Genomic DNA, 23726 nt, shown 5'->3' on the forward strand with positions numbered 1-23726 from the left:
GGGGGGTTCGGAAGGTTTCTTTTTTTTGGCCCCGTTCCCTCCCCGGGGGGACGGACCGGGCCTTCGCTCTGCGCGGAACGGTCCCGTCGTCGTCGGGCGGCGAAAGGACGCCCCACGCCCCGGCGGGCCGGGCGTCGCGCCCGGTGGATCGCCCCTGACGTGCCACGAGGCGGCCGGTGCCGTACCCCTGACGCGCCGCCGTGAAGGCGCGATGTCCCCTGGTGCGACGCAGGTCAGGCGATCGCAGCTTGCACTCGGCAGGGTAGAGTGCTAAACAGTTTGTTGGCACTCGCACATGAGGAGTGCCAAACCTGGATCGAGGCGATGGGGCCCGCCGAACGGAGTCGTGGGCCCACATGCCGTCGCGGGCGTCGGCTCGGTCCGGAGCAAGCCACCCTGTATCTGGGAGGTCTAGCCGTATGGCAGCCAAGATGATCGCGTTTAACGAGGACGCCAGGCGCGGTCTCGAGCGTGGCATGAACCAGCTCGCGGACGCCGTGAAGGTGACCCTCGGCCCCAAGGGCCGTAACGTCGTTCTGGAGAAGAAGTGGGGAGCCCCCACCATCACCAACGATGGTGTCTCCATTGCGAAGGAGATCGAGCTCGAGGACCCGTGGGAGAAGATCGGGGCCGAGCTCGTCAAGGAAGTCGCCAAGAAGACCGACGACGTCGCGGGTGACGGCACCACCACCGCCACCGTGCTCGCTCAGGCTCTCGTACGTGAGGGTCTCCGCAACGTCGCCGCCGGCGCCAACCCGATGGCCCTGAAGAAGGGCATCGAGGCCGCCGTCGAGCGCGTGTCGGAGGAGCTGTCCAAGCTCGCCAAGGACGTGGAGACGAAGGCGCAGATCGCCTCCACCGCCTCGATCTCCGCGGGCGACCCGCAGATCGGCGAGATGATCGCCGAGGCGATGGACAAGGTCGGCAAGGAAGGCGTCATCACCGTCGAGGAGAGCAACACCTTCGGTCTCGAGCTCGAGCTCACCGAGGGCATGCGCTTCGACAAGGGCCTCACCTCGATGTACTTCGTGACCGACCCGGAGCGGATGGAGGCCGTCCTCGACGACCCCTACATCCTGGTCGTCAACTCCAAGGTGTCCGCCAACAAGGACCTGCTCCCCGTTCTCGACAAGGTCGTGCAGGCCGGCAAGCCGCTGCTGATCATCGCCGAGGACGTCGAGGGCGAGGCCCTGGCCACCCTGGTCGTGAACAAGATCCGTGGTCTCTTCCGCTCGGTCGCCGTCAAGGCGCCCGGCTTCGGTGACCGCCGCAAGGCCATGCTGGGCGACATCGGCATCCTGACCGGCGCCCAGGTCATCAGCGAGGACCTCGGCCTCAAGCTGGAGTCCACCACGCTGGACCAGCTCGGCCGGGCCCGCCAGGTCATCGTCACCAAGGACGAGACCACCATCGTCGACGGTGCCGGCGACGCCGAGCAGATCGCCGGCCGGGTCAACCAGATCCGCGCCGAGATCGAGAACACCGACTCCGACTACGACCGCGAGAAGCTCCAGGAGCGTCTCGCCAAGCTGGCCGGCGGCGTGGCCGTCATCAAGGCCGGCGCGGCGACCGAGGTCGAGCTCAAGGAGCGCAAGCACCGCATCGAGGACGCCGTTCGCAACGCGAAGGCGGCCGTCGAGGAGGGCATCGTCCCCGGCGGTGGCGTGGCCCTGCTGCAGGCCGGCGCCAAGGCGTTCGACAAGCTGGAGCTCACCGGCGACGAGGCCACCGGTGCCGCGATCGTGAAGAAGGCTCTCGAGGAGCCGCTGAAGCAGATCGCCGTGAACGCCGGCCTCGAGGGTGGCGTCGTGGTCGAGAAGGTGCGCAACCTTCCCGCGGGTGAGGGCCTCAACGCCGCCACCGGCGAGTACGTCAACCTGTTCGAGACGGGCATCATCGACCCGGCCAAGGTGACGCGTTCCGCTCTGCAGAACGCGGCGTCCATCGCGGCGCTGTTCCTCACCACCGAGGCCGTCATCGCCGAGAAGCCCGAGAAGGCCGGTGCCGCTCCCGCCATGCCCGGCGGCGGTGGCGACATGGACTTCTAGTCCATACGCTTTCGAAAAAGAGGCGACCCCCGTCGGGGCCGCCTCTTTTTGCGTTCACCGTCCGGACGCCGTGTCGTTCAACGGCCGGACGTCGCGTCGTTCACCGTCCGGTGCGTCGCGTGGTCAGCCGAGCTGCGCGGGGAGCGGCCGGGTGTGCAGCACGGTCAGCGAGGTGACCGCGCGGGTCAGCACCACGTACAGGCGGGCCAGGCCCCGGGGCTCGGCGGCGACGATGTCGGCCGGCTCGGTCACGATCACGTGGTCGTACTCCAGGCCCTTGGCCAGGGTGGCCGGGACGACCAGCAGGCGGTGGTCGGCGACCGTGTCGGGGCTCAGCACGCGGTGATCCAGATGGGACAGGGCGGCGGACGCCGCGTCCACCGAGGCGTCGGGGACGATGACGCCGATCGACCCCTCGCGGGCGAGCGCCTCCTCGGCGGCGCCGGACAGCGCCGTGGCCAGGTCCGTCACCCGCCGCACCGACAGGGAGCCCGCGCCGGGCCGCAGTGACCGGGGGGCGGCCAGGCCAGGGGCCACCGAGGGCAGCAGCCTGGCGGCGTAGTCGAGGACCTCGCGAGGCACCCGGAACCCCAGGGTGAGCTCGGTGACGCTGCCGTCCTCGAAGCCCAGATGGGTCAGCACTTCGGTCCAGGAGCGCGCGGACCAGGGCGTGGTGCCCTGGGCGAGGTCGCCCAGCACGGTGGCCGACCCGGTACGGCAGCGCCGCCCGAGCGCCCGCAGCTGCATCGCCGACAGGTCCTGGGCCTCGTCCACGACCAGGTGGCCCAGCGGTACGGTCCGCTCGATCATGTCGCCCAGCTCGTCCATCAGCGCGGCGTCGGCCGCCGACCACTTCGCCGAGCGGAAGGACTTGGCGGGCCTGGCCCAGAGCAGCAGGGCCTGCTCCTCGGGCGTGAGGTCGTCCTTGGCCGCGGAGGCCAGGAAGCCGGGGTCGCTGAACAGCCGGTACAGCACCTGCTGCGGGGTCACCTTGGGCCAGACCGCGTCCACCAGCCGCTTGACCGGCGCGGACCTGGCCACCGCGTCCTGCACCCGGTCGTCGGGCGACTCGCCGCGCTGCTCCATCCGGACGAGCACCAGGTGGGCGAGGCGCTGGGCGAGCGTCGCGCGTCCGGGCCCGTAGCGGGTGGTGCCGCGCAGGGCGGCGACGATCTCGCGCACCTCGTGGTCGGCGACCCGGTAGCGGTTGATCCCCTTGGTGTACAGCACGCCCTCGGTGGGCTTGACGACGTGCATCCACAGGGCACGCCTGAGCACCCCGACGATCCTGGCGTCGCCCTTGACGGCGCCGACCGCCGCGTCCTCGGGCGCGGAGTGGTCGCCGAGGATGCCGGAGACCGTGGTCTGGTCGACCTTGACCTCGCCCAGGGCGGGCAGCACCGAGGAGATGTAGGAGAGGAACGCCCGGTTCGGGCCGACGATCATGACGCCCGACCGGGCGAGCCGCTCGCGGTGGGTGAAGAGCAGGTAGGCCGCCCGGTGCAGGCCGACCGCGGTCTTCCCGGTGCCGGGGGCTCCCTGGACGCACACGGTCCGGGTCAGCTCGGAGCGGACGATCTCGTCCTGGTCGGGCTGGATCGTCGCGACGATGTCGCGCATCGGCCCCGAGCGGGGGCGCTCGATCTCCTCGGTGAGGATCCTGCTCTGCGCGACGGCGGTATCGCCCTGGTCGAGGCGCTCGTCCTCGTAGGCGGTCAGGTCCCCGCCCTGGTAGCCGAACCGGCGGCGCCGTACGACGCCCATCGGATCGGCCGGGCCGGCCTGGTAGAAGGCCCGGGAGACCGGGGCCCGCCAGTCGATGACCAGGGGGCGGCTGCGGTCGTCGTGGACGTGCCTGCGCCCGACGTGGATCGTCTCGGGCAGATCGTCGCCGGCCTCCCGGTCGAGCCGGCCGAAGAACAGGGGCGTGCCGGAGTGGTCGGCGAGCGCCGCGACCCGCTGGTCCAGCAGCCCCTGCAGGACCTGCTGGGAGACCCAGTCCCCGGCGGCGTCGGCGGACAGGGAGGCGGCGTGCTCGCGCATCGCGCGCAGCGCCGCCCTGGAAGCGGCCAGGTGTTCACGTTCGGCGGCGAGGATCCGGGCGGGATCGGAGGATATGTCGGGGGCCAGTTGGTGTGCGGGCACGCTGAAGCGCCTCCCATTCATGAACGGAGGTGGTGGTCATCGGGCAGCGAATCGACCAGCCTAGCGGCGACGCCCGCGCGTCTCAAAGGGATTAGGGCCGGGTACGCGGTGGCGCCCGGGACCTCGGGCGGGCGCGTCCTTCGGGACGGCCCGCCCCGGTAAGAATCGCCGTGACGACGTCTTCATCGATCGTCGGATCGTCATTCAGCGGTCATCGCGGGCATTGTCGGGACCGGCGTTGAGACCGCTCCGTAATCACTCTGATACTCTGGGTAATTCCGTGTAGAAATGATGAAAAAGGCAGCCGAACATGGTGACTCGCGCAGATCATGGGGGTATGTCGCCAGTGGCCGCAGAGGCCTAGCGAGGGGGTGGTCTGTTTGTCGAAAGCCCGAGGGATTTCGTGGGCCTGACACACATCGACGACGTGTTCGCCAGGTGGAGTCATTCTCCGGCGAGCACGTCGTCCGCGTCGATGATCTGGTAGGCGTACCCCTGCTCGGCCAGGAAACGCTGCCGGTGCGCGGCGAAGTCCTGGTCGACCGTGTCACGGCTGACCACCGAGTAGAAGCGGGCCCCGCCGCCGTCGGCCTTCGGTCGCAGCACCCGGCCCAGCCGCTGCGCCTCCTCCTGCCGTGACCCGAAGGTGCCCGACACCTGGATGGCCACCGCCGCCTCGGGCAGGTCGATGGAGAAGTTGGCGACCTTGGAGACGACCAGGACCTGGATCTCCTTGTCGCGGAACGCCTGGAAGAGCCGCTCCCGCTCCTTGACCTTCGTCTCACCCTTGATCACCGGCGCGTTCAGGTGCTCGCCCAGTTCGTCGAGCTGGTCGATGTACTGCCCGATGACCAGCACCTGCTCGTCCAGGTGCCGGCGGACCAGCGCCTCGGTCACCCGCGTCTTGGACGGCGTGGTCGCGCAGAACCGGTAGCGCTCCTCGGACTCGGCCATCGCGTACGCCAGCCGCTCCTCGTCGGTGAGCGTCACCCGCACCTCGACGCAGTCGGCCGGGGCGATCCAGCCCTGGTTCTCCATCTCCTTCCACGGCGCGTCGTAGCGCTTGGGGCCGATCAGGGAGAACACGTCGCCCTCCCGGCCGTCCTCGCGCACCAGCGTCGCGGTCAGCCCGACCCGCCGCCTGGCCTGCAGGTCGGCGGTCATCCGGAAGATCGGCGCTGGCAGCAGGTGCACCTCGTCGTAGACGACCAGGCCCCAGTCACGGGCGTCGAACAGCTCCAGGTGCCGGTAGACGCCCTGCCTGCGGGTCGTCATCACCTGGTACGTGGCGATGGTGACCGGCCGGATCTCCTTCTTCGTACCGGTGTACTCGCCGATCTCGTCCTCGGTCAGCGAGGTCCGCTTGAGCAGTTCCTGCTTCCACTGGTGGGCCGAGACCGTGTTGGTCACCAGGATCAGCGTGGTCGCCTTGGCCTGGGCCATCGCCGCGGCGCCCACGATCGTCTTGCCCGCCCCGCACGGGAGCACCACCACGCCGGAGCCGCCGTGCCAGAACGCCTCGGCGGCCTCGCGCTGGTAGGTGCGCAGCTCCCAGCCGTCCTCGGTGAGCTCGATCGGGTGGTGCTCGCCGTCGACGTACCCGGCCAGGTCCTCGGCGGGCCAGCCCAGCTTGAGCAGGTGCTGCTTGATGTTGCCGCGCTCGCTCGGGTGCACGGCCACGCCGTCGTCCAGGCGCTCGCCCAGCAGCGGCTGGATCTTCCGGGAGCGCAATACCTCCTCCAGCACGGCCCTGTCGGTGCTGGTCAGCACGAGCCCGTGCACGGGGTGCTTCTCCAGGCGCAGCCTGCCGTAGCGCGCCATCGTCTCGGCGACGTCGACCAGCAGCGCGTGCGGCACCGGGTAGCGGCTGTAGGCGATCAGGGCGTCGATCACCTGCTCGGCGTCGTGCCCGGCGGCCCGCGCGTTCCACAGCGCCAGCGGCGTGACCCGGTAGGTGTGCACGTGCTCGGGGGCGCGTTCCAGCTCGGCGAAGGGCGCGATCGCCTTACGGCACTCCCCGGCCCTCTCGTGGTCGACCTCGAGGAGCAGGGTCTTGTCCGATTGGACGATCAATGGTCCGTCAGTCACAGACGTCTCCCTCGGTTACCGCGGGTTGGGCGGCTCGGCTCTCGGTCGGACCCGGCGGGTGGGCGCCGGACCGTCTGCTGCCCCACGTTCCCCGGGTGCAACGGACGGGGACGCGTGGGCAGTCCCGCGCGACCCGCCGATGCGAGCGATCTCACATTCCCGGCCGGCACGCGTGCGTACGCACCGTGCCCGGACATCGAGAGTACGGGGTCGCCGGGGATGCGGGCGCCGGGCGCGCGGGCTCCGCGACGGACACGGGGCGGGGCACGGGTCCGGGGACGCTCCCGGTGGTCCCGGTGTCTCCGGCATGGTCAGGCGCTGAAGGCGTCGTTGAGCCCGGCGACGATGAAGGCGGCCACTCCCAGGACGAGCAGCCCGACGTTGACGCCGATGCTGATCCAGGCCCATCGGAGCAGGCCCCTGGCCCCCCGGGGGTCGGAGTCGACCCTGCCCAGCGCGATGCCCGACAGGACGGCGCTGACCAGACCGCCGATGCTCAGGAAGCAGCTCAGCGAGAGCACGATGCCGACGGCCAGGACGATGATCGCGTGCGTCCTGACCCCCTCGGCGTTCCGGGACGCCACGGGGTCGTGACCGGCCCCGTAGGGCTGCTCGGCATAGCCCTGGCCGTATCCGCCCGGGTAGGAGCCGTGATCCGGCCGGGTGTACCCCCCGTCGCCGTATCCGCCCGCATGGCCGTGGTCGGTGTACGCCTGACCGGGGTATCCCTGGCCGTATCCCTGATCGGCGCGCTCGTGAGCGCCGTACCCCTGGTCGGCGTAGGCCGGCGCGCCGTACCCCTGGCCGGTGTGGGCCGGGTCGCCGGAGGCCCGGTCGTGGCCGGACGAGTACCCCTGGGGGGACCGTTCCCGGTCGTAGGCGAGCCGGTCGTCGCCGGAGGCCGGGCCGGGACCCGTGCCGTAGGGGCTCTTCCAGTCGTCCGGGTTGGTGCTGGGGCCTTCGGAATGACCGCTGCTCACCGTGGATCTCTCGCTTCCGTGGAGCTCGGGACATCAACAGATATCACGATATGAGCCGTGAACCGTGTGCCACGGACGAATGGGTCGGTCTCCGCTCCGGCGGCCGGATCCCGGGTGAGACCGGGAAGGACCCCGCTCCGCGCGGCGACCTGCCTCGGCGACCCGGCGGCCGGCCTCGGGGCGGTCCGTTCCGGAACCGACATTACCCTGTGGCCCTGCCCGGTACACCGCGACCGTGCGGCCGTTCCCGATCCCCGTCCGGAACGCGCGGGGGCGTTCCCGGCGACGCGGCCGAGGACGGGAACACCGGCCGATGACGGCCGATGGCGACCGATGACGCCGGATGTCGGGCGTTCCCGGCCGGTGCCGCCCGTCACCGGCCGATGCCGGCCGGTGCGGGCCGGTGCGGGCCGGTGCGGGCCGGTGCGGACCGGTGCGGGCCGGTGCCGGGTGACGTCGTGCGACGCCGGCCGGTGTCACGCCGGTGTCACGCCGGTGCCGTGCCGGTTTCGTGGAGGCTCAGGCGATGTCGGCGATGCCGGTGATGCGGTGCAGGGCGAAACGGTGCACGGCCGCTCGCGTCTCGTCGTAGGCGGTGAGGTAGCCGCCCTCCATCCGGGCGGGTTCGAGGATCCGGCTGGTCGCGTTGCCCTGCGAGTCGAGGTAGCCGATCCAGACCTGCGAGCCCTGCCGGATGGCCTCGCGCAGCGCGGTGATCGTGGCGGTGGCCGGGGAACGCGGCACCTGGCCACCGGGGGCCGCCACCGGGGGACGCCGGGCCAGATGGGCGGCGTCCCCGGCGCGCACGGCGCGGACGGCCGCGGCCACCACGTCGGCCTCCGGGCCGCCGAACGTGACCGGCGCGCGGGCCGCCGGCGGGCCCTCGGTCCGGCGCACGTCGAGCTGGGTGATGATCACGTCTCCGTCGAGCGACTCGGCCGCGGGGGCGTACCCCATCGCGCGCAACGCGTCGACCAGCACGGGCCGGGAGGACTTGGAGGCGATCACCGTGGGGGCGAGCCGGCGCAGCCGCAGCGGGATAGCCCGCTTGTCGGCCATGACCTCGTCCAGCAGCGAGGAGTCGTCGCAGCGCACGTACGCGCTCGCCGTGCCCACGCGCATCCGGCCGTGCCTGCGGGCCACGTCGGCGATCAGGTAGCCGAGCGGCTGCGGGACGGGCGTGGTCGAGTGGCGCTCCAGCATGGCGAGCAGCTCGTCGGCGCCCTGCCCGGCGTCCAGCGCCCGCCGGATCGACCGCTCGTCGAACCGGTAGACCGTGGCGCCGCCGGTGGACTCCACCTCGGCCGCCAGTGCCAGCCACCGCCTCAGCTCGCCGGTGAGCGGCCCGGGGGCGACGGCGGTCAGGTCGGCCTGCAGCAGGACGTGGTCGAGCGGCTCGGGCAGCAGCGGGAGCAGCAGCCGCGCGGCGGCATGGGCGCCGGAACCCCCGGAACCTGCGGACCCGGCGGGACTCCCGGACGCGGTGGACCCGCCGGACCCCCCGCAGGCGCCCGGGTCGCCGGAGGCGTCGGGGAGCAGGGCGCGGCCGTGGGCGGAGAGCGCGCCCAGCCCGGTGACGCCGATCTGCTCGGCCTCCCGCAGGGTGAACTCCACCAGCCGGTCGCGGTGGCCGCCCCGGCGGCGCGGCTGCTCCCAGGCCAGGCGGTCGCGTACCGCCTCCAGGGTGGGCGCCGTCCCCGGCGCGGAGGCGAGCACGCCCAGGGTGGCGGCGCGGACCTCGGCCGCGGACGGGCGGCGCAGGTCGGGATGGAGGGCGTTGAGCAGCCGGTCGCGCTCGTCCCGGTCGCCGATCACACCCGGCAGCCGGTCCATGGTGAGCCAGGTCGTGGCCAGCGCCGTCCAGCGATCCTCGGTGGCCTTCACCCGCCAGCCGTCGTAGCCGGGCGTGGGCATCCAGTCGCCGTCGACCGCGCCGCTCGCCGCCACCAGCCCCGCCGCGTACGCCACCTCGATGATGAGCCCCGTCACCCACTCGGGCAGGTCGAGCAGGGCGGCGGTCCGCTTGAGGTCGCGCACGGCCAGGCCGCCGCTGCGGAGCACGCCGGGCGGGTCGGCGCTCCAGCGCTCGCACAGCTCCTCCACCGCGCGGACGAAGGTGAACGCCTGCCCGGCCGCCGTGCGGTCGGCGAGCCCCTGGTCGCGCTCGGTGCCCTCGGTCACCGGCGGGAAGGGGGAGAGATCGCGGTGGACGCGGCCGCCGCGCAGGAACAGGCCGACCTCGCGGGGGAGCACCACGCTCTCCTCGCCGGTGGCGGCCAGCAGTGCCCGGGAGAGCAGCTGGTCGATCGGGGACTGCGCGGTGGCGGCGCGCACCTCGCGCCGGGCGTTCGGCACCCGGCCGCTGGCCGGGCCCCAGGCCAGCTCGTTGAGCGCCGACCGGGCCTGCGGGGAGACCTCCCCGACCAGCCGCCCGACGACCTCCGGGTCGGCGAGCAGCGCGGCCAGGGCCTCCTTGGTGTCACCGTCCTCGCCCCCGGCGTCCCGCACCAGCTCGGCGAGGCGCTCGGCGGGATGGTGCCGGAACGCCTCCACGGCGGGCGGGCCGAGCCCGGCGGGGCCGTCCAGCACCTCGCGCACCCCGGGAGCCGTGGCCAGCGCCTTGTCGGGCCCGTAGACCAGGGCCATGGTGCGCAGCCGCTCGACCGTCTCCTTGAGCGCGTTCTGGAACGCCGGATCGGCCGCTCCGGGCAGGGCGCGGGCCATCTGGGCGCGGAGCGACCGGTAGGGGACGGGGCCGGGGAGCACGACCAGCGTCTCCATGACCGCGAGGGCGAACCGGTCGAGCCGGTCGAGGGCCCTGCCCACCGCCGACGGGCTGCTCGCCCGTCCGGCCAGGCCCTCCAGATGGGCGGGCACGGGCGTGATGAGCTCGGGACGCGCGGAGACGAGCGCCCGCAACCGGTCGTCGCTGCGGCCGCGCAGCCACTCGGTGAACTCCGTGCTCATTCCGCCAATGGTAGGAGGCTTGACCGACATCGCGCGGCCTGGGGGAATTCCACGATCGCGCGAAGGACCCGAATCGATCACTTGACGGGCGGTGAATGAGGGAAGGGGCTCCCGTGCGAGGCGATGTCGAGAGAGGATGGCAGTGTGATCGAGCGCACCGATCAGCTCGTCCTGGACTACGTCGGCAAGGTGGCCGACGCCGCCCACGGGGTGCTGCCACCGAGACAACGCATCGACTTCGTCACGGGCCTGCGCAGGCGGATCGACGCCGAGCGGAGGGGGACGGACGACCCGGCCGCCGTGGCCAGGATGCTGGCCGGTCTCGGCGACCCCGTCGAGCTGGTCGGGCAGGAGCTGCGACGGCTGGGCAGGCAGGAGACGCCCCGGCCGGCCGGGGTCCCCGCCCACGCCTCATCGGCCTCCGCGCCACCGGCCTCCGCGTCACCGGCCTCCGCGTCACCGGCCTCCGCGTCACCGGCCCCCGCGGCATCGGCCCCCGCGGCATCGGCCTCCGTGCCGGCCCCGGCGTCGCCCCTCGCCGCGCCCACGTCCCGCGACTCCGGCGACTCCCGTGACCCCGACGACCCCGGCGAAGGTGACGACGCCGGCGTCCCCGCCCCCCGACGGCCCGTACGCGGACATCCCTACGCCTCGACGCCCCCCTCGGACCCTTCGGCCTCCCCGGACCGGGCGTCCGTCCCGGGCCGGCGGTCCGAGGACGAGTGGGACGACGCGGTGGAGGGGGATCCGCCGACCGAGGAGATCCCGCCCGTGCCGCCCGTCCCCCCGACACCGCCCGCCCCCGACCCGTCGGCACCTCCCGCCCCCGACCCCCTGGCACCGCCCGTGCCGAACCCCGTCGCACCTCCCGCCCCCGACCCTCTCGCGCCGTCCGTACCGGACCCGCTGGCGCCGTCCGTGCCCGATCCCCTGGCGCCGTCCGTACCGGATCCCCTGGCGCCGCCGGTGCCGGGGCCCGTGCCGCAGACGGAGCCGGGAAAGGAGGCGGAGCCGCGGAGCAAGGGCCCGGGGAACGGGGACGCGTCCGGGAAAGGGCCCGCGGGGGTCCGGCCGGGGATGCCGCCCGGCGTGGCCAGGGGGATCCGGGAGGCGGAGGAGCGGCTGGCCAGGAAGCAGTCGCGCGCCCGTCCCGGCCTGCTGCGCCGGAACCGCCCGCCCCGGTCGCGCGAGGACATCGTGCCGGGCACCCAGGACGCCCGGACGATCCTGCTGGGCCACCGGCTCGAGACGGTCGGCATGGCCCTGCTCACCCTGGCCGGGCTGCTGATCCCGTTCCCCTTCGCCCCGATCGCGATCTTCACGGTGCCGGTGCTGGTCTGGGCCGTGGGCGCGGTCGTGGTCGTCGCCTGCCAGGCGTGGCTTCCCGCCGACAAGGTGATCGGGATCGTCTCCCCGATGCTCAGCTACACCCTGGGCGGCGGCCTGGTCGCCCTGGTCCGTGCCCGGGGCGACATCGGAAGGGTGGTGGAGGAGTTCTTCACCATCAGCGGGCTGATGTTCCTGCTGGGCACGGCGTGGGGGGTCTTCTGGCTGACCTACCGCCTGCTCAACCCGGTGATCCAGCCGGGCCGGGGAGGGCGGTGACGCCCGTCTCAGACGACCGCCCGGACCGCCGGGTGGGGGAGCAGGCCGAGCGCGAGCCGTACCCAGGCGGAGACGAAGCGATCGCGTTCTGCGCGGCCGGGCGGTTCGCCCACGGTCTCCTGGAACAGCCGGTAGTGCACGACCGCCCCGCCGAGCACGGCCCCGATGGCGTGCCAGTCGGCCTCGACGCCGGCGTACTCGGGCTGGGCGTGGAACCACGTGGTGATCGCGTCGAACATGGGCTGCAGCAGGCCCTCGCGCACGGTCGCGACCAGTTCGGGGAACTGGCTCAGGTCGCGGAAGAAGACGCGGGTCAGCTCCCGCTCCTCGCTGACCTTGGCCAGGCCCGCCCTGCACAGGTGGGCCAGCCGCTCCTCGATGCCGGACGAGGTGTCGACGACGCCGAACTCGGCCAGGGTCTCGGCGATCTGCACCCGTGTCCGGGCGGCGTGCTCGTTCATCGCCGCGGCCAGCACCTCGTACTTGGACTTGAAGTGGCGATAGAGGCCACCGGCGCCCGGCGACAGCCCCGAGGCGGCCTCGATCTCGGCCACCGAGGTCGCCGCGTAGCCTCGTTCGGCGAACAGGCGCAGGGACTCGTCGATGATCCGCTCGCGCGTCGATCTGGTCATTTCTCTGCCGATACCTCCACGGTGACCTTATCCAGTGCCGGGAACCGGTGGGGAGCACGCCCGGCCGCGCCGGTCCGAGCCGGTCCGGCCGCGCGGAGGCGGACCTCCCGTGCGGAGACGGATCGCCCGCGCGAAGCCGAACCGCCAGTGCGGAGACGGATCGCCCGTGCGGAGGTGAGCCGCCCGTGCGGAGGCGGACCGGTCGCGCGACCCGGGAAGAGCCCACCGCCTTCCGCATAAGTAAACACTTTCCCGAGGAGTGCCGTGGCGGGGAGTGTCGGCGACAGGATTTGAGTTAGCCATATTTAAGGCGATTTGGCATTCTCTGATGGGTTATCGGAGAATTGTCTTCGTGTAGTCGAGAAGGAACGGTGAGTGACCCGATGAACTCGGTGGGGTTCGACCTCGATCTGACGCTCGCGGACACGCGTGCCGGTATCGCCGCGACCTTCGACGAGGTGACGGCGCGCATCGGCGTCCGCATCGACACCGCCGTCGTGCTGGCCAGGCTGGGTCCGCCGCTGGAGCACGAACTGGCCCACTGGATGCCCGCGGAGGAGGTCCCGGCCGTCGCGAGCCTCTACCGGGAGCTGTACGCGTCGATCGCCGTCCCCGTCACCACCCCCATGCCCGGTGCCCGCGAGGCCGTGGAGGCCGTGCGCCGGGCGGGGGGCAGGGTCATCGTGGTGACGGCGAAGAACGTCCACGACGCGACGCGCACGGTCGAGTTCCTCGGCCTGGACGTGGACGAGGTCGCCGGTTCGGTCTTCGGGGCGGCCAAGGGAACGGCCCTCGCGGCGTTCGGCGCCGCCGCCTATGTCGGAGATCACGTCGCGGACGTCGACGCCGCGCGGGCGGGGGGAGCCTTCAGCGTGGCGGTGGCGACGGGCCCCTGTTCGGCGGGGGATTTACGCGATCACGGAGCCGACGTGGTCCTGGAGGATCTGACCGAGTTCGCCGAATGGTTCGAAGGCTGGAGAACCGTCGCCGTTCCCGCGTAATTCGGGGCTCGATATGCGGTCGCTCCCGGCGCCCGCTGGGCATAACCTACATCCATTCCTTTTCACGACAGTCTGAACGAGGTCACCCCTGTGCCGAGTGGCAAGGTCAAGTGGTACGACGCCGACAAGGGATTCGGCTTCCTCACCCGCGACGACGGCGGCGAGGTCTTCGTGCATTCTTCCGCGCTGCCCTCCGGCGTGGACTCCCTCAAGCCGGGCCAGAAGGTCGAGTTCGGCGTGGCCGAGGGACGCCGCGGCCAGCAGGCCCTGTCGGTCCGGGTGATCGACCAGCCCCCGACGCTCGCGAAGACCGCCAAGCCGAAGGGCAAGCGCAAGAAGCCCGACGAGATGGTCGTCATCGTGGAGGACCTGATCAAGCTCCTCGACACGGTCTCCACGTCGTACCAGAAGGGCAAGCAGCCCGAGGCCGCGCACGCGAAGAAGATCGCGGCCGTCCTCCGGGCCGTGGCCGACGACCTGGACGACTGACACCCCGCCCGGCCGCCGGGGACGGCCGGGACCCGGCCCGGCCCGGGGGACGGATCAGCCGTGCGGGTTGGTCAGCGGCCTGGTCCGCTTCTCGGTCGGGGGCTCGGCGTGCCGCACCACCGCGGTGGTCGTCCCGCCCGGCCACGGCCTGCCCCACGCGTCCTGGGGCGAGGAGCCGCCTCCCGCGGGGGCCGGGACGTCGTCCGGGGAGGACGTCCCCCGGGCGGCCTCCACCCGGGCCTCCACGTCGCGGACCCGTCCGCGGCGCCGGACCAGCAGCCAGCCGAGCGAGCCCGCCAGTACCGCGGCCATCGCGGCGAGCCCGGCCGACCCGGAGGCGAACAGCGAGAGCCAGAGCCCGACGAGGCCGCCCAGCACCCAGGCGATCTGCAGGAACGCCTCCACCACGCCGAACGTGGAGGAGCGCACCTCCTCGCCGATCTCGCGCTGCACGACCGCGTCCAGCGCGAGCTTGCCCAGGCCCTGGGCGAACGCCGCCACCAGGGCGACCGCGACCGCGCTCCACATCTGGAAGACGACCGCCGCCAGCACGGTGATCGCGGTCGTCACCGCCAGCGTGGCCAGCACGATGACCTGCGGGGAGTGGTTGCGCACCCAGGAGGCCACCGCCGTGCCCGCCAGCCCCCCGGCGCCCGCGGCCACGGCCAGCACGCCGATCGCCACCGTGGGCGGCAGGCCGGGCAGGTTCCTGTCCTGGACCAGGAACAGCAGGTAGAACAGCAGGAAACCGGAGTAGACGCGGACGGCCACGTTGGCGTACATCGCCTCGGCCACCACCGGCCCCACGTTGAGCATGGTGCGCCAGCGGTGCGGCCGGTCCTCACCCTGCTCGTCCAGGCCCTCCAGGTCGGGGGAGTCGACATGCCGGGGGAGCCGTACCGCCAGCACGCCCTGGAGCAGGAAGAGCACGGTCGCGGCGCGCAGCACCCACTCGGCGCCCAGCCAGGCGCTGGCGCCGGCGCCGAGCGGCACCGCGATCCCCGCGCTGACCAGCGCGAACAGGGCCACCCTGGCGTTGGCCGTGACCAGCGCGATGTCGGCGGGCAGCACGCTCGGCATGATCGCCGCCCGGGAGACGTTGTAGGCCTTCGACAGCACCAGCACGGCCAGCGCGGCCGGGAAGATCGTGAACACGTCGCCCGGGACGATCGCCGCCGCCATGGCGAAGCAGAGCAGGCCGCGGCCGAAGAGGGTGCCGGCCATCACGAAGCGCCGCCCCGAGCGGAACCGGTCCAGCACCGGGCCGACGAACGGCGCCACCACCACGAACGGGATCATCGTGATCAGCAGGTAGAGGGCGACCTGGCCGCGCGCCTCGTTGACCGGGAGCTTGAACAGCGTCCCGGCCAGGGCGGCGGTGACCAGGGCGTCACCCGCGCTGTGCGCGGCGGTCAGCTCGATCAGCTGGCCCAGCCCGGTGCGGCCCGCGCCCTGGGCGTGGGTCAGCCGCCGCGCGGCCCGGCCCACCCGCCGGGTGCCGCCGACCGCGCCGCGGCCCGCCCGCGCCGCCGTACGGCCGGTGCCCCGCCCGGCCCGCACGCCCGCGCGCCCGGCTGCGGCCACCGACCGGCCCACCTGCCGGGAGGCCTCACCCGCCGCCTGCCGCACCCGCTCCCACCCCGCTGCCACGTATCCAGTCATACCCGAAGGGCGGGTGAGTTGTCCGGTGCGGTTGGTCACTCGCAGGGTGATCGGCGGTCCGCGGTGCCGTTCGCTCCGGTCATGGGTGAGAATGAACTGTGAGTGAGCGCAGCGAGCGAGCCAGTAGGGACAGCAGCCGTGGTGCTGCGAGGCTGACGGGAGACGACTCGTGAGCCGGACTCGATCCCGCGCCGTGGTCCTTGACCAGGCGTGCGTCGCGGCCGTCGACCTGGCCCGTGGGGCGGTCGAGGAGAACGTCAAGGCCGAGCAGGTGGGCGAGCACCTCGGGGTGGAGGGCGAGGGCGACCGCGTCGTCACCCATTACTTCGCCTGCCTGGACCCCGCCTACCGGGGCTGGCGCTGGGCCGTCACCGTGGCCCGCGCCTCCCGCGCGCGCAACGTGACGGTCAGCGAGGTCGTGCTCCTGCCCGGGACGGGCGCGCTGATGCCGCCGCAGTGGGTGCCGTGGAGCGAGCGGCTGCGCCCCGGCGACCTCGGCGTGGGCGACCTGCTGCCCACCTCCGACGACGACGACCGGCTCGCGCCCGGTTTCACCGAGACCGACGACGAGACCGACCATCAGATGATCTTCGAGTACGGTCTCGGCCGCGCCCGGGTGCTCTCCCCGATCGGCCGCGACCGCGCCGTGCGCCGCTGGCACTCCGGCGAGTCCGGGCCGCACACCCCGCTCGCGCACGCCGCCCCGGCCCAGTGCTCCACCTGCGGCTTCTACTGGCCGCTCGCGGGCGCGCTGCGCACCGGCTTCGGCGTCTGCGCCAACGAGTACGCCCCCGACGACGGGCGGGTGGTGGCCGCCGACCACGGGTGCGGCGCGCACTCCGAGGCCGCGGTGCTGCCGCACCAGGTCGAGCCGGCCTCGCCGATCCTCGACGACCTCTCCTACGACACCGCCGAGAACCCGGAGAGCGGGCCCGAGCCCGACCTGGCCGGTTCGGTGGACGAGACCGCATCCGAGCCGCTCGGCCACTCCTGACGGGGGACGCCGTCCGGTCCCTTCTGACGCGGAGATCCGGGACCGGCCCGTGACCGGGCGGTCCCGGACGTTCCCCGGCGGCCCCCTCAGGGCCGCCCCGCCGGCGACCCGCCCGGTCGCCGACGGCCGGCCACGCCCCCGGTGGCGTCCCGGCCGTCCGGTCCGGCGCCGGGCACCGGGCGGCGCGGCGTGCGCCCCCGGCCGGGCGCGCACGCCGGATGATCGTGTACGCCCGGACGATCGGACGCGACAGACGGCCCACGGGGGCCCCGACCTTTGGAAAGCATCGCCTTGACTGACATCTTCGGTACCGAACGCCTGCGCTCCGCCGTCCTGGCCGCCTGGACGGCCTCGCCCGCGCGTTTCCGCGAGGACGCCAACGCCGAGGAGGACTTCGCGCTCGGCGGCTACCGCGACCGGCTGATCGTCGAGCTCGCCCAGAACGCCGCGGACGCGGCGCTGCGCGCGGGCGTTCCCGGGCGGCTGCGCCTCTCGCTGCGCGAGGGCGTGCTCTCGGCCGCCAACACCGGCGCCCCCGTGGACAGGGCCGGGATCGAGGGCCTGTCCACGCTGCGCGTCTCCGCCAAGCGGGACGAGACCCGCGCGGCCGGCCGGTTCGGCGTCGGGTTCGCGGCCGTGGTGTCGGTCTGCGACGAGCCGGTGATCGGCTCCCTGGGCTCGGGGGTCGTGCGCTGGTCCCGCGACCGGACCGCGGCCCTGGTGGCCGCCGAGCCCGCGCTGGCCAAGGAGCTCGCCGAGCGCGGCGGGCATGTCCCGCTGCTGCGCCTGCCCTTCCCGGCCGGGCCGGTCGAGATCCCCGCCGGGTTCGACACGCTCGTACGGCTGCCGCTCCGCGACGAGGCCGCCGTGGACGCGGTGCGGGCGATGCTCCGCCAGACCGGCCCCGCGCTGCTGCTGGGCCTGCCCGCGCTGGAGTCGATCGAGATCGACCTGGACGGGGAGACCAGGACGGTCACCGCGGAGGGCTGGAAGGTCGTCTCCACCTCCGGGACGTTCACCCCCGAGCAGGTGGCCGTGCTCTTCGCCGACCGGCCGACCGAGGAGCGCTCCCGGCCGTACTGGCTGGTCCGCTGGGCGGTGCCCGTCGCGGGCACGACCCCCGCCCCCGATCCCGCGCCGGGCTCCGCATCGGGCTCCGCGCCCGCGTCCCTCGCCGTCTCCGTCTCCGGTACGCCGGACGGGGAGCCGGTGCCGCTGCCCGCCCTGGTGCCGCCCGTGGTGCACGCGCCCACACCGAGCGACGAGCCGCTGGACCTGCCCGCGCTGCTGATCGCCTCGTTCCCGATGGCCACCGACCGCAGGCACGTGGCACCGGGCCCGCTGGCCGACTTCCTGGTCGAGCGCGCGGCCGACACCTACCTGGAGCTGCTCGCGCGGCTGCCCCGCACGCCCCGGCTCCTCGACCTCGTCCCCGGGCTGATGGGCAAGGGCGAGCTCGACGCCCGCATCCGCCGGGCCATCCTGCGCAGGCTCCCGGACGCGCCGCTGCTGCCCGCCCTGTCCCCGCCCGCGGACCCCGCGGCCTCCGCGGCCTCCTCGGGCTCCTCGGCGTTCGCGGACTTCGGCCTCGTCGACCCCGGCGCGCCCGAGGCCCCGGCTCCGGCCTCCCCCGCGGCCTCCCCGCCCGCGCCCGTACCCGGTGAGGACCTCGTCGTCTCCGGGCGGCAGGCCTCGGTGGTGGCGGCGCCCGCGGAGCTGCTGGACAGGGTCGCCCCGATGATCCCGGGCCTGCTGCCCGCGGGGTGGCCGTCCCGGCATCCGGCGATCACCGCCCTCGGTGTCAGGAAGGTGCAGCTCTCCGACATCGTGGACATGCTCTCCGGCGACGCCGTCAAGGACAGGGACCCGGCCTGGTGGCGGTCGCTGTACGAGGTGCTGCCCGCCGACGACCCCGAGGCGCTCGGCGCGCTGCCCGTCCCGCTCGCCGACGGCCGCCTGGTCAGGGGACCGCGCGGCACCCTGCTGCTCACCGGCGGCACCGGCGGCACCGGAGACTCGGCGCTGGACCCCGCCGTCCTGGCGCCCCTGGGCCTGCGCGTGGTCCACCCGGACGCCGCCCACCCGCTCCTGCTCAGGCTCGGCGCGGGCGAGGCGACCCCCCGCACGGTCCTGGAGGACCCGCTGACCCGCTCGGCCGTGTCGGAGTCGCTGGAGCGCCCCGACCCCGAACCGGTGGCCCGCGCGGTGCTCGCGCTGGTCGACGCCGCCGGGCTGGCCGCGGGCGACGCCCCCTGGCTGGCGGAGCTGGCGCTGCGCGGCGCCGACGGCGAGCTGTACCCGGCCGGCGAGCTGCTCCTCGCCGACGGCGCGCTGGCCGGGCTGCTCGACGACGAGACGCACTTCGGCACGGCCGCGCCCGAGCTGGTGGAGCGCTACGGCCCCAGGGTTCTCGCCGCGACCGGGGTGCTCGACGGCTTCGCGGTGGTCAACGACACCGACGTCATGATCGACCCGGACGAGTGCGACCACGACCTGGACCGCGAGGACGAGTGGCTGGAGACCGTCCTCGACCTGCTGCCCGAGATGGACGTCCCGCCGGTCGCCCGGGAGTTCTCCGCCGTCCGCGACCTGGAGTACGTCGCCGACTGGCCGGCCGCCCTCGCCCTGCTGTCGCGCCCGCCGCTGCGCTCGGTCCTGCACCCGCTGCGGATCCTGGTGGCCGGGGAGGTCGTGGAGGTGCCATCCTACACCGCGTGGTGGCTCTCCACGCACCCCGTGCTGGCCGGCAGGCGTCCCACGCAGCTGCGGCTCCCGGCGGGCGACCCGCTGCTGTTCGGCCTGTACGGGGACGCCCCGGCGGTCGTGGACGCGGCGGCGCTGGCGATGATCGGCGTCCGGAGCACCCTGGCCGAGCTGCTGGCCTCGCACGGCGGCCCCGACGAGCTGCTCGACCTGCTCGGCGACCCGTCCGTGGAGGTCGACCGGGCCCAGCTGCGCTCCCTGTGGGTGGCCCTGACGGCCGTCGACCCGTCCCGGGTCGCGCCCCCGCGCTCGGTACGCGCCGTCCTCGGGGGCGAGGTCGTCGTGGTGGACGCGGAGGACGGCCGTACGCTGTCCGCCGACGGCCGGGGCGAGACGGACGGGCCGGGCGAGCCGGTCGTGGTCGAGGCCCCGGATCTGCTGCCGCTCGTCGCCGGACGGCCGCTGATCCTGGCCCCGTTCGACCTGGCCGAGGCGCTGTCGGAACTGCTGGACCTGCCGCTGGCCGGTGAGGAGGCGGCCGGGGAGGTGACGTCCTCGGGCGAGGTCCGCGACGTCCCGCCCGCGGTGCGATCGCTGCTGCCCACCGCGCCCACGAGCTACGTGGCGCACGAGGACCTGCTGGTGGACGGCGTCCCCGCGGCCTGGCGCTTCTTCGAGGGCACGGTGCACGCCTCGGGTGTGGAGGGGCTGGCGCGCGGGCTCGCCTGGGCGTCCGGCCAGTGGGGCGACCGCCTCGCGGTGGCCGCGCTGCTCCGGGATCCCGCGGCGGTGCCGCTGCTGCTGGCCGAGGCCGACCTGGACAGCTGGACCGCCTCCACCTAGGCGGGACCGTCCGCGGGACCGTCGGCGGCGCTGCCCGTCCGTACCGTGACCCGGGCGGGCGGTCCCGTGCGGGTCATCGTCCGGTGGGTCCGGTGGGTCCGGGGCGGGGCGGCGGCCCTACAGGATCGCCGTGGTCGGCTCGATCGGCTCCTCGTCCGGGGGAGGCCGGCGCCGGTCACGGCGGCGGACGAACCACATGCCGAACAGGCCCCCGCAGATGCCGGAGACGCACGTCCAGATCCACCAGCGCTGCCCGGGATCGGGCTGCAAGAGCAGGAGCACGACCAGGGCGACGGCCCACAGAACCGTGCCCACGAGGATCGTGAGCGTGTCGTTGGTCTTCAACGGCTGCAGCTCCGGAGGGCGTGGCTGGTTCACGCGCTCCAGACTAGGTGATGGCATCCCACTGTTCGCAAAACGGATTACGCCAAGGCGCGAATCCGTCTCGAAACCATCACCATCGGTGGCCGGTACTTCCCTGGAGGGGAGGTCAATGTCACTCTGCGTGAGTGAAAGATGTCATACCTTCCCGAAGCAGTGGACTTGACCGGTTCTTTTTCATCTCCGACCGGGGCTCCACCGTCGGCCGAGAGGTGCGCGGCGGGTTCGCCACGTTCTTCACGATGGCCTACATCGTCGTGCTCAACCCTCTGATCATCGCGACCGTGAAGGACGCCGAGGGGCAGTTCATCGGCGACGGAAGCGCTCCCAACATCCCGCTCGTCGCGGCCGGTACCGCCCTGGTGGCGGGCCTGCTCAGCATCCTGATGGGAGTCATCGGCAAGGTTCCCTTCGCGATGGCCGCCGGTCTCGGCCTGAACGCCTTCGTCACCTACGGCATCGCCACCCAGATGTCCTGGGAGTCGGCGATGGGGCTGGTGTTCCTGGAAGGTGTGATCATCGCGATCCTGGTGCTGACCGGGTTCCGCACCGCCGTGTTCAACGCCATCCCGTCGCAGCTCAAGACCGCCATCAGCGTCGGCATCGGACTGTTCATCGCCCTGATCGGCTTCGTGGACGCCGGTTTCGTCCGCCGCGTGGCGGCCGGGCCGCCGCTGGAGCTGGGCATCGCGGGCTCGCTGACGAGCTGGCCGATCTTCGTCTTCGTGGTCGGCCTGCTGCTGATCGTGGTGCTGGTGGCGCGCAGGACCAGGGGCGCCATCCTGATCGGCATCCTGGCCACCACCGTGCTCGCGATCGTCGTGGAGGCCGTCGCCAAGGTCGGCGCCTCGACGGTGCCGGGCAAGGCGCCCAACCCCGCGGGCTGGCAGCTCGTCGTCCCCCGGCTGCCCGAGCAGGTCTTCGGGTTCAACAATCCGCTGGTGCTGTTCCGCGAGTTCGACCCCTTCGGCGCCTTCGGCTCCGTCTCGGCCATCCTGGCGCTGCTGCTCATCTTCAGCCTGCTGATCACCGACTTCTTCGACACCATGGGCACGATCGTGGGCGTCGGCGGGCAGGCCGGGCTGCTGCGCGAGGACGGCACCCTGCCCAGGACCCGGGAGATCCTCCTCGTCGACTCGATCGGCGCGGCGGCCGGAGGCGCGGCCTCGGTCTCCTCCAACACCACCTACATCGAGTCGGCCGCCGGTGTCGGCGAGGGCGCGCGCACCGGCCTGGCGAGCGTCGTCACCGGCGTGCTCTTCCTGCTGGCGATCTTCATCTCGCCGCTGGTCGCGGTGGTCCCGTACGAGGCCGCCGCCCCCGCGCTGGTCGTGGTCGGCTTCCTGATGATGACCGCGATCCGCGAGATCGACTTCACCGACTACGGGATCTCCATCCCGGCGTTCCTGACGATCGTCCTCATGCCGTTCACGTACTCGATCGCGACCGGCATCGGGGCGGGCTTCGTCACCTACGTCCTGATCAAGGCCGTCACCGGCAGGGCCCGCGAGGTGCACCCGCTGATGTGGACGGTCGCCGGGCTGTTCGTGATCTACTTCGCCCTCGGCCCGATCAAGGCCCTGCTCGGCCTGGGCTGAGCGGTACGCCCGAGGCCGTCATGGCGACCGGTTCCACCGTCGCCATGACGGCCTCGGGCCGCGCCGGGACGATCACCCCTCGCACCTGCCGTAGGCGGTGAGCACCCGCAGGGCCCGCAGGGTCTCGACGCCCCGGTATTCGAGGGTGGCGGCGGCGCCCGGTGGCTCCCAGGTGATGGCCCACCCTCCGTCCGGCTGCCGGTCCTTCGCCAGCCGGTCGAGGTGACCCTCGATCACGTCGTCGGGGAACAGCCGGCGCCAGTGGCTTCCGGGCGTGGGGGCGAGGTGCAGCGGGGTGACGCCGTAGCCCGGGTCCGCGGGATCGGCGCGGTACCAGCTCAGCTCGGGAAGCCACGCTCCCACCCGCTCGGCGACGGATTCGGCCCGGTCGCGGTCGGGGACGTGCTCGAGGAAGACCATCGTCTCGGACATGGCGTGCGCGTCCTTCGGAAAGCCCTTCTCCAGTTCCGCCCAGCACCCGTCGGTGGCCCGGGTGAGCCAGGGGTGCTCCACCCCCATCCGGTGGAGCAGCCCGGCCAGCCCGGCGGTGGGGTTCAGCCCCGGCGCGTACGTCCAGTCGGACCAGTGCCCGGCCCTCGGGTAGCCCTCCATGACCGGCAGGGACAGGGGCACCAGCCCGTCCGGCGCGGCGACCGTGGCCAGCCAGTCGCACGCGCGCGACACCATCTGCCCACCGTCCGGGGAACCGGCCGTCACCAGCGCCTGGAAGGCGGTCTCCACGTCGATGGGCAGGCTGGCGGGGCAGCGCTTGTCGGGTTCGAGACCGTGGCCGAAGCCGCCGTCGGGGTTCTGGTAGCCGCGCAGGCAGTCCACGACCCCGTCGGCGGACGCTCCCTCGAAAAGGGTGGCGAACAGGCGCCGTTCGAGCAGGCGCCCCTCGCGGAGCAGGAAGTCCCGCGCGCTGCCGAAGATGTCATCGCTCATGGCGTCCATGCTGGCCGAGCACCGGCCCGGCCGTCTTGAACGAATCGGACACGACGCCGCGCCGTTCCCGGCGGTCCGGCCGAGGCCCGGGGCGGGTGCGGTGACGGGCTCGCGCCGGTCCGGTCACGGCCGTCTCCCGGCCGCGCGGGCGGCTCGCACCGTCCCCGCACGGTAGGGAGACGGCCGGGAGACGGCCGAAAAGCCGGGGTGACCGGCGGGTCAGGCGACGAAGTCGCTGCCCATCTTGATCTCCTCGTTGCCGATCAGCAGGTGGTAGTGGGTGCGCACGCCCTGTTCGACACGGACCTTGAAGGCCCTGCCGTCGGGAAGGGTGCCGTCGAGGTGGTCGCCCAGGAACGTCGTCTCGGCGTCCTGCGCCTCGCCGTCGACGAACAGGCGGTGATGGTTGCCGACCCCGCGGCCGGTCTTGCTCTCCACGGTGATGGTGTGACCGTCATAGACCACTTCGGCGCGTCCCTGGAAGAGGGTCTCCTTGATTCCCATGTCGATCGTCCTTTCCCGTCCGGTGGAAGTGGTCGGCGACTACCCCGCCGTCAGGGATGTAACCAACCGAAACCCCCGCGCCTCGGGAGGCCCGGGGACGGGTCACGGACCCGGCGGCGGAGGGGGCGTGGCCGCCCGCGG

General features: G+C 73.2%; 16 protein-coding genes. 7 read left to right on the forward strand and 9 right to left on the reverse strand.

The window, feature by feature from the left end:
* The first annotated feature begins 419 nt into the window (after positions 1-419).
* Positions 420-2048 carry a chaperonin GroEL gene (groL, locus tag ACZ6RT_RS20220; protein ID WP_399194000.1) on the forward strand — a complete coding sequence of 543 codons (1629 nt, stop codon included), beginning with the start codon at positions 420-422 and terminating at the stop codon, positions 2046-2048.
* A 123-nt stretch (positions 2049-2171) separates the two neighbouring features.
* Here the strand turns inward: groL and ACZ6RT_RS20225 are convergent, their stop codons facing one another.
* From ACZ6RT_RS20225 to ACZ6RT_RS20240, 4 genes are all read right to left on the reverse strand, one after another.
* Positions 2172-4193, reverse strand: a complete 2022-nt coding sequence (locus tag ACZ6RT_RS20225) for a HelD family protein (protein ID WP_470155288.1) — start codon at positions 4191-4193, stop codon at positions 2172-2174.
* 444 nt (positions 4194-4637) lie between these two features.
* Positions 4638-6281 (reverse strand): DNA repair helicase XPB, encoded by a 1644-nt coding sequence (locus ACZ6RT_RS20230; protein WP_399193996.1) that lies wholly within the window; start codon positions 6279-6281, stop codon positions 4638-4640.
* A gap of 311 nt (positions 6282-6592) precedes the next feature.
* Complete coding sequence (locus ACZ6RT_RS20235; RefSeq protein ID WP_399193994.1) at positions 6593-7261, reverse strand: hypothetical protein; 669 nt, start codon at positions 7259-7261, stop codon at positions 6593-6595.
* A 519-nt stretch (positions 7262-7780) separates the two neighbouring features.
* Positions 7781-10228, reverse strand: coding sequence for a helicase-associated domain-containing protein (locus ACZ6RT_RS20240; protein ID WP_470155290.1), 2448 nt, complete (start codon positions 10226-10228; stop codon positions 7781-7783).
* A gap of 144 nt (positions 10229-10372) precedes the next feature.
* On the opposite strand from ACZ6RT_RS20240, the gene ACZ6RT_RS20245 reads away from it, so the two are divergent.
* Positions 10373-11833, forward strand: coding sequence for a hypothetical protein (locus ACZ6RT_RS20245; RefSeq protein WP_470155292.1), 1461 nt, complete (start codon positions 10373-10375; stop codon positions 11831-11833).
* Positions 11834-11841: 8 nt separating this feature from the next.
* Here the strand turns inward: ACZ6RT_RS20245 and ACZ6RT_RS20250 are convergent, their stop codons facing one another.
* Positions 11842-12465 carry a TetR/AcrR family transcriptional regulator gene (locus ACZ6RT_RS20250; RefSeq protein ID WP_399193988.1) on the reverse strand — a complete coding sequence of 208 codons (624 nt, stop codon included), beginning with the start codon at positions 12463-12465 and terminating at the stop codon, positions 11842-11844.
* A 371-nt stretch (positions 12466-12836) separates the two neighbouring features.
* On the opposite strand from ACZ6RT_RS20250, the gene ACZ6RT_RS20255 reads away from it, so the two are divergent.
* Both ACZ6RT_RS20255 and ACZ6RT_RS20260 read left to right on the forward strand, forming a co-directional pair.
* Complete coding sequence (locus ACZ6RT_RS20255) at positions 12837-13466, forward strand: HAD family hydrolase (RefSeq protein WP_399193986.1); 630 nt, start codon at positions 12837-12839, stop codon at positions 13464-13466.
* Positions 13467-13556: 90 nt separating this feature from the next.
* Entirely contained in the window at positions 13557-13955 is a 399-nt protein-coding gene (locus tag ACZ6RT_RS20260; RefSeq protein ID WP_344921876.1) for a cold-shock protein, read from the forward strand.
* A gap of 54 nt (positions 13956-14009) precedes the next feature.
* On the opposite strand, the gene ACZ6RT_RS20265 is transcribed toward ACZ6RT_RS20260, so the two are convergent.
* On the reverse strand, positions 14010-15605 hold the full coding sequence (locus tag ACZ6RT_RS20265) for an MFS transporter (protein WP_470155294.1): 1596 nt from the start codon (positions 15603-15605) through the stop codon (positions 14010-14012).
* Between the two features lie 181 nt (positions 15606-15786).
* On the opposite strand from ACZ6RT_RS20265, the gene ACZ6RT_RS20270 reads away from it, so the two are divergent.
* The gene (locus tag ACZ6RT_RS20270; RefSeq protein WP_399193982.1) at positions 15787-16611 is read left to right on the forward strand and encodes a DUF3027 domain-containing protein; all 825 of its coding nucleotides are present in this window, start codon (positions 15787-15789) and stop codon (positions 16609-16611) included.
* 291 nt (positions 16612-16902) lie between these two features.
* The gene (locus ACZ6RT_RS20275; protein ID WP_470155296.1) at positions 16903-20157 is read left to right on the forward strand and encodes a sacsin N-terminal ATP-binding-like domain-containing protein; all 3255 of its coding nucleotides are present in this window, start codon (positions 16903-16905) and stop codon (positions 20155-20157) included.
* 117 nt (positions 20158-20274) lie between these two features.
* On the opposite strand, the gene ACZ6RT_RS20280 is transcribed toward ACZ6RT_RS20275, so the two are convergent.
* Positions 20275-20535, reverse strand: a complete 261-nt coding sequence (locus ACZ6RT_RS20280; RefSeq protein WP_470155298.1) for a DUF2530 domain-containing protein — start codon at positions 20533-20535, stop codon at positions 20275-20277.
* Between the two features lie 131 nt (positions 20536-20666).
* Here ACZ6RT_RS20280 and ACZ6RT_RS20285 point away from each other — a divergent pair, with 131 nt between their 5' ends.
* Complete coding sequence (locus ACZ6RT_RS20285) at positions 20667-22136, forward strand: NCS2 family permease (protein ID WP_399193976.1); 1470 nt, start codon at positions 20667-20669, stop codon at positions 22134-22136.
* A gap of 72 nt (positions 22137-22208) precedes the next feature.
* Here ACZ6RT_RS20285 and ACZ6RT_RS20290 read toward each other — a convergent pair whose 3' ends face one another.
* Both ACZ6RT_RS20290 and ACZ6RT_RS20295 read right to left on the reverse strand, forming a co-directional pair.
* A complete protein-coding gene (locus ACZ6RT_RS20290) occupies positions 22209-23081 on the reverse strand; it encodes a hypothetical protein (protein WP_399193974.1) in 873 nt (290 codons plus the stop codon).
* Between the two features lie 219 nt (positions 23082-23300).
* The gene (locus tag ACZ6RT_RS20295; protein ID WP_399193972.1) at positions 23301-23585 is read right to left on the reverse strand and encodes a hypothetical protein; all 285 of its coding nucleotides are present in this window, start codon (positions 23583-23585) and stop codon (positions 23301-23303) included.
* Between the last annotated feature and the right edge of the window lie 141 nt (positions 23586-23726).

This window comes from Streptosporangium sp. NPDC050148 (assembly GCF_055586505.1).

Bases quoted from the DNA above. Each gene is read 5' to 3' on its own strand.
- groL (WP_399194000.1), top strand. From the start codon at position 420: ATGGCAGCCAAGATGATCGCGTTTAACGAGGACGCCAGGCGCGGTCTC.
- ACZ6RT_RS20240 (WP_470155290.1), bottom strand. From the start codon at position 10,228: ATGAGCACGGAGTTCACCGAGTGGCTGCGCGGCCGCAGCGACGACCGG.
- ACZ6RT_RS20250 (WP_399193988.1), bottom strand. From the start codon at position 12,465: ATGACCAGATCGACGCGCGAGCGGATCATCGACGAGTCCCTGCGCCTG.
- ACZ6RT_RS20290 (WP_399193974.1), bottom strand. From the start codon at position 23,081: ATGAGCGATGACATCTTCGGCAGCGCGCGGGACTTCCTGCTCCGCGAG.
- ACZ6RT_RS20295 (WP_399193972.1), bottom strand. From the start codon at position 23,585: ATGGGAATCAAGGAGACCCTCTTCCAGGGACGCGCCGAAGTGGTCTAT.